This window comes from Frankia sp. CeRuru1 (assembly GCF_977966315.1).
The window spans coordinates 1-5,767 of record NZ_CDWWEW010000332.1 but is presented as its reverse complement, the minus strand read 5'-3'; the positions used below and the strand labels follow the sequence as shown (position 1 = coordinate 5,767).

The 5,767-nt window shown below is 73.4% G+C and carries 4 protein-coding genes and 1 pseudogene; 4 read left to right on the top strand and 1 reads right to left on the bottom strand.

Translation table 11 applies throughout. The annotated features are described in order from the left end of the window. The 4 genes from AC08OP_RS19505 to AC08OP_RS19490 all read left to right on the top strand — a co-directional run. Nucleotides 1–1,204, top strand: a 1,204-nt coding sequence (locus AC08OP_RS19505; protein ID WP_476615501.1) for a uroporphyrinogen-III synthase, incomplete at its 5' end; no start/stop codon positions are given. Beyond that, nucleotides 1,201–2,223: a porphobilinogen synthase gene (hemB, locus tag AC08OP_RS19500; protein ID WP_476615500.1), complete on the top strand. Its 1,023-nt coding sequence runs from the start codon at nucleotides 1,201–1,203 to the stop codon at nucleotides 2,221–2,223. The genes AC08OP_RS19505 and hemB, both read left to right, overlap by 4 nt. A gap of 307 nt (nucleotides 2,224–2,530) precedes the next feature. Then, the gene (locus AC08OP_RS19495) at nucleotides 2,531–2,752 is read left to right on the top strand and encodes a heavy-metal-associated domain-containing protein (protein ID WP_476615499.1); all 222 of its coding nucleotides are present in this window, start codon (nucleotides 2,531–2,533) and stop codon (nucleotides 2,750–2,752) included. Nucleotides 2,753–2,879: 127 nt separating this feature from the next. Further along, nucleotides 2,880–5,357, top strand: a complete 2,478-nt coding sequence (locus AC08OP_RS19490) for a heavy metal translocating P-type ATPase (protein ID WP_476615498.1) — start codon at nucleotides 2,880–2,882, stop codon at nucleotides 5,355–5,357. Between the two features lie 63 nt (nucleotides 5,358–5,420). On the opposite strand, the pseudogene AC08OP_RS19485 reads toward AC08OP_RS19490, so the two are convergent. Next, a pseudogene (locus AC08OP_RS19485) lies at nucleotides 5,421–5,767 on the bottom strand (methionine--tRNA ligase); the annotation flags it as partial.

Below are 5,767 nucleotides of genomic sequence, written 5' to 3'. Positions count from 1 at the left end.
GGGCCTCGGTGCCCCGGGCGGCTTCGGCGGGTTCGGTGCGCCCATCTCCTCCCCCGGCGACCTGGACTGGGGTGCCCTCGCCCAGACCCCGGGCACCCTCGTGGTCACGGCGGCGCCGACGGAGGTCGGCAAGGTCGCGGCGGCGCTCGTCGAGCACGGGCGGCCCGGTGACACCCCGATCGCGGTGACCGTGGACGGCACCACCACCGACCAGCGCACCGTTACCTCGACGCTCGATCGGGTCGAGGCGGACACGGCACCGCTGTTGACCGCGGCCCCCACCCCGATCACCCAGGTCGTGCTGTCCATCGGCTCGGTGGTCGCGACCCGCAGCAAGTTGTCCTGGTGGGAGACCCGGGCGCTGTTCGGCTGGACGGTGCTGGTCCCGCGGACCAAGGAACAGGCGGCGATCCTGTCCGACCTGCTGCGTTCGCACGGCGCAAGCCCGCTGGAGGTGCCGACGATCGCTGTCGAGCCCCCGCGGACCGCCGCCCCGATGGAGCGCGCGATCACCGGTCTGGTCTCCGGGCGCTACCAGTGGGTGGCCTTCACCTCGGTCAACGCGGTCAAGGCGGTGCAGGAGAAGGTCGAGGAACGCAGCCTCGACGCCCGCGCGTTCGCGGGGGTCAAGGTTGCGGCGATCGGCGAGGCGACGGCCGACGCGCTGCGCACCTTCGGTATCCGGCCCGATCTCGTCCCGTCCGGGCAGCAGTCCAGCGAGGGGCTGCTGGCGGACTGGCCGGACTTCGACGACACCCTCGACCTGCTCGACCGGGTGCTGCTGCCGCGCGCCGACATCGCCACCGAGACCCTGGTCGCCGGCCTGAAGGAACGCGGCTGGCAGGTCGATGACGTGACGGCCTACCGCACCGTGCGTGCGGCTCCGCCGCCCGCCTCCATCCGGGAGGCGCTGAAGGGCGGCCGGGTCGACGCGGTCGTCTTCACCTCGTCCTCGACCGTGCGCAACCTGGTCGGCATCGCCGGCAAGCCCCACGAGACGACGGTGATCGCCGTGATCGGTCCGGCGACGGCCGCCACTGCCCAGGAGCTCGGGCTGCGCGTCGACGTGCAGGCTCCGGAGGCGTCCATCTCTGCCCTTGTCGGGGCGCTGGCGGAGTTCGCTGCCGAACACCGGGAAGAGCTCGGGAAGATCGGGCCGCTCGCCGCGCGGTTGCCGAAGCCACGGCGAGGCTCGCGGCGGTGAGGGTGCCGGCCCGGGGGAACGGGGCCGCAGCCGGATACCCGACGGCACGTCCCCGCCGGCTGCGCCGCTCGCCCGCGCTGCGCCGGCTGGTCTCGAACGTGCGGTTGCACCCGTCCGACCTGGTGCTGCCGATGTTCGTCAAGGAGGGCGTGGCCGATCCCGTTCCGCTGGCCTCGATGCCCGGTGTCGTCCAGCACACCCGCTCCTCGCTGCGGGAGGCGGCCGTCGAGGCCGTCGAGGCCGGCGTGGGCGGGCTCATCCTGTTCGGTGTGCCCGCGGAGAAGGATGCCCGCGGCTCGGCCGCCGACGACCCGGACGGCATCGTCCAGCTCGCGCTCGCCGATCTCGTCGCCGAGGTCGGTGGCGACGTCGTCCTGATGACGGACCTGTGCCTGGACGAGTACACCGACCACGGGCACTGCGGTCTGCTCACCGACTCCGGGGAGGTCGACAACGACGCCACCCTGGCGCGCTACGGCGCGATCGCCGTGGCGCAGGCCCGTGCGGGTGCCGAGGTCGTCGCGCCGAGCGGGATGATGGACGGCCAGGTCGGCGCGATCCGGGCCGCGCTGGACGCGGAGGGCTTCATCGACCTGCCGATCCTCGCCTACTCGGTGAAGTATGCCTCGGCGTTCTACGGGCCGTTCCGCGAGGCTGCCGAGTGCGCCCCGCAGTTCGGGGACCGGACCGGTTACCAGCAGGATCCGGCCCGCTCGGCCGAGGAGGCCCGGCGCGAGGTCGCGCTCGACCTTGCCGAGGGCGCGGACGCGGTGATGGTGAAACCGGCGCTGGCCTACCTGGACGTGCTGCGGGCGGTGGCCGACACAGTGGACGTACCGGTGGCGGCCTACCAGGTGTCGGGCGAGTACGCGATGGTGGAGGCTGCCGCGGCGGCCGGGTGGATCGACCGGGACCGGGCGATCGACGAGACGCTGACCGCGATCTCCCGGGCCGGGGCGGACATCATCTTGACCTACTGGGCCACCGAGGTCGCCCGCCGCCTGGCCGCCTCCCGCTGACCGTCCCTCGCGGCGGCGGTTCCTCAACGTCGACGGTTCGCCACGGTGGTGCCGGGAGTCCGGCGTTCGTGGAAAGCGTCCGTTAGGTTGCTCAGGGTGGGGGCTGTGCGTCGCGGCCTTCCCGTGTCGGCGTGGGCGGGATCTCTCCCGTGATGATCGGCCATTGGTTCGGAAGGTACCCCCACTGGGTACCGGTACACTATACGGGGGGAGGGTATGTTCGGAGGGTCGGACGGGCGCCGGTGGCCGGTGGGATGGGCAGATCCATCGGGACCGGGGCGGCTTACACGAGGAGACGAGAACGGCCATGACGACCGCCTACACGACCGCCTACACGGTGGCCGGGATGACCTGCCAGCACTGCGTCCGATCCGTGACCGAGGAGCTCGCGCGGCTGCCGACCGTGTCGGACGTCGCCGTGGAGCTGGCCGAGGGCCGGGTCACTCTCGTCAGCGACGGCGTCGTCGAGGACGGCGCCGTCCGGGAGGCCGTTGCGGAGGCCGGATACGAGCTTGTCGGGCGGGCGTAGCGCTTCGGTGGTGCCAACGGTGCCGGTGGCCGGCGGGTGTGTCCGGTCCCACGGTCCGCGACCGGCAGTACCTTCCAGTCCGCTGTAAGGAATCCGCTGTAAGGAATCCGCCGGAAGGGGAGATCTGATGACCACTCTCGACGTCGGAACGGGTCACCCCGCGCGGATCGAGCTCGCGATCGGCGGGATGACCTGCTCGTCGTGCGCCGCGCGGGTGGAACGCAAACTCAACAGGATGGACGGCGTCACCGCTTCGGTGAACTACGCCACCGAGAAGGCCACCGTCACCCTCACGGATACCGAAGCCCCCGCGGTCTGTCTCGATGATCTGATCCGCACGGTACAGGCCGCGGGATACTCCGCGACCCCGGTCCGGGGTGGGCCGGGTGCGGCCGACACCGGCACCGCGGCCGACACCGGCACCGCGGCCGGCACTGACACCGCGGCCGAGTATGCGACTGGTGCGGCGGAGGCCGAGGACAGCGGCGGCACGCAGGACGACGCGCCCGGCGCGGCGCTGCGGGCGCTACGTGTCCGGCTGACTGTCTCGGCGACGCTCGCCGTGCCGGTGATCGCACTGGCCATGGTGCCCGCCTGGCAGTTCGACTACTGGCAGTGGGTCTCGCTGGCCTTGGCGACGCCGGTCGTGCTCTGGGGAGGCTGGCCGTTCCACCGGGCCGCGGGCCGGGGCGCCCGGCACGGGGTCGCGACGATGGACACCCTGGTCTCCCTCGGAACGCTGGCCGCCTTCGTCTGGTCGCTGTACGCCCTGTTCCTGGGCGGAGCGGGCGAACCGGGGATGCGGCACTCGTTCTCGTTCACCGGCGGCTTCCCGGGCCCGGAAGCCTCGGCCGGCGAGATCGGCCACTCGGGGAGTGGCCACGGCACCGGCGGGAGTGCCCACGGCGGCGCGGGCACAGCCCTCTACCTGGAGGTCGCCGCCGGGGTGACGGTGTTCCTGCTCACCGGCCGATTCCTGGAGTCACGTGCCCGCCGGCGTTCCGGCGCGGCCCTGCGGGCGCTGCTCCACCTCGGGGCAAAGGACGTCACCGTGCTGCGCGACCGGCCGGCGGACGGTGCGCGGGGGACTGGCCCGCGGCGGGTCGAGGAACGGATCCCGGTCGAGGCGCTGCGGATCGGGGACGAGTTCGTCGTCCGTCCGGGCGAGAAGATCGCCACCGACGGCGTCGTGCTCGACGGGCTGTCGGCGGTGGACGCGAGCATGGTCACCGGCGAGTCGGTGCCCGTCGAGGTCGCCCCGGGTGACGCGGTCGTCGGGGCGACGGTGAACGCCGGCGGGCGGCTTGTGGTCCGGGCCACCCGGGTCGGCGCCGACACGCAGCTGGCGCGCATCGCCCGGCTCGTGACGGAGGCCCAGAGTGGCAAGGCCCGCGTCCAGCGCCTCGCCGACCGGGTCTCGGCGGTGTTCGTTCCGGTGGTGATCATAATCGCGCTCGTCACCCTCGGGGTCTGGCTGGCTCTCGGGCAGCCGGCGACCGACGCCTTCACCGCGGCCGTCGCCGTGTTGATCATCGCCTGCCCCTGCGCGCTGGGCCTGGCCACGCCGACGGCGCTGCTGGTCGGGACGGGACGCGGTGCGCAGGTGGGCATCCTCATCCGCGGCCCGGAGGTGCTGGAGTCGACGCGGCGGGTCCAGACCGTCCTACTCGACAAAACCGGCACGGTGACCAGCGGGCGGATGCAGGTTGTCGCGGTGCTGCCGGCCCCCGGCGAGGACGCCGCCGAGGTGCTCCGGCTCGCCGCGGCGGTGGAGGAGGCGAGCGAGCACCCCATCGCCCGGGCGATCGCTGACGCGGCTGGGGAGCACGCGGTGGCCGCCGGTGTGCTGCCGCCGGTCGCGGACTTCGCGAACACCGCGGGCCTCGGCGTGCGCGGCACCGTGGAGGGGCATGCGGTGCTCGTCGGGCGGCCCCGGGTGTTCGCGGAACTCCCGGGTGCGCTCGCCGCCGAGCTGGACCGGGAACGGGCCGCCGGGCACACCGCCGTCGTGGTCGGCTGGGACGGCCGTCCCCGCGGACTGATCAGCGTCGCCGACACGGTGAAGCCCACCGCGGCCGCGGCCGTCGCCGATCTGCGTCGGCTCGGGCTGCACCCGGTCCTGCTGACCGGGGACGCCGAGGCGGTCGCCCGGTCCGTCGCCGCCGAGGTCGGCATCGCGGCCGAGGACGTCATCGCCGAGGTCCTGCCCGAGGAGAAGGTCGCGGCGGTCCGTCGCTTGCAGGCGCAGGGCCGGGTCGTGGCCATGGTGGGCGACGGGGTGAACGACGCCGCCGCGCTCGCCCAGGCCGATCTGGGCCTGGCGATGGGCGGCGGCACTGACGCGGCGATCGAGGCGTCGGATCTGACGCTCGTCAACGCGGATCCCTGCCTGGTGGCGGATGCCATCCGACTGTCGCGCGCCACCCTGCGCACGATCAAGGGCAATCTGTTCTGGGCGTTCGCCTACAACGTGGCCGGGCTGCCGCTTGCCGCGACCGGTCTGCTCAACCCAATGATCGCGGGGGCGGCGATGGCGTTCAGCTCCGTCTTCGTCGTCACGAACAGTCTGCGGCTGCGGCGTTTCACCGCACTGCGTCCGGCCTGAGCGGGTCCGGCCTGAGCGGGTCCGGCCTGAGCGGGTCCGGCCGGATCGGTTCCGCGGCGTCGGTCAGGTCGTGGCCGGTTCGGCCGGCGGGGCCTCCAGTCGCGGGAACACCGGGCTGGGATCGGCGGCCCGCGGCCCGCCGTCGCCGCACTGCGCGGCGATGCGCGGTGCCGAATCGGGCAGGAAGGGCGCGAGGTGCTCCGCCAGCTCCCGGCACGTGGCGACCAGTTCGGCGAGGACTGCGTCGAGGGCGTCGCGCGACGCTCCCTCCTTGCGCTCCGCCTTCGCGAGCTCCCAGGGCCGGGCGGCCTCCACGTAGCGGTTACCCTCGTCGCCGATCCTCGTGATGACCTCGGCTGCCCGGCGGAAGTCGAAGGCGGCGAAGGCGTCGTCGATTGTCCGGGGGGCCT

Excerpts from the sequence above, each read along its gene's own strand:
- AC08OP_RS19490 (WP_476615498.1), top strand. The coding sequence starts at position 2,880 with ATGACCACTCTCGACGTCGGAACGGGTCACCCCGCGCGGATCGAGCTC.
- AC08OP_RS19495 (WP_476615499.1), top strand. The coding sequence starts at position 2,531 with ATGACGACCGCCTACACGACCGCCTACACGGTGGCCGGGATGACCTGC.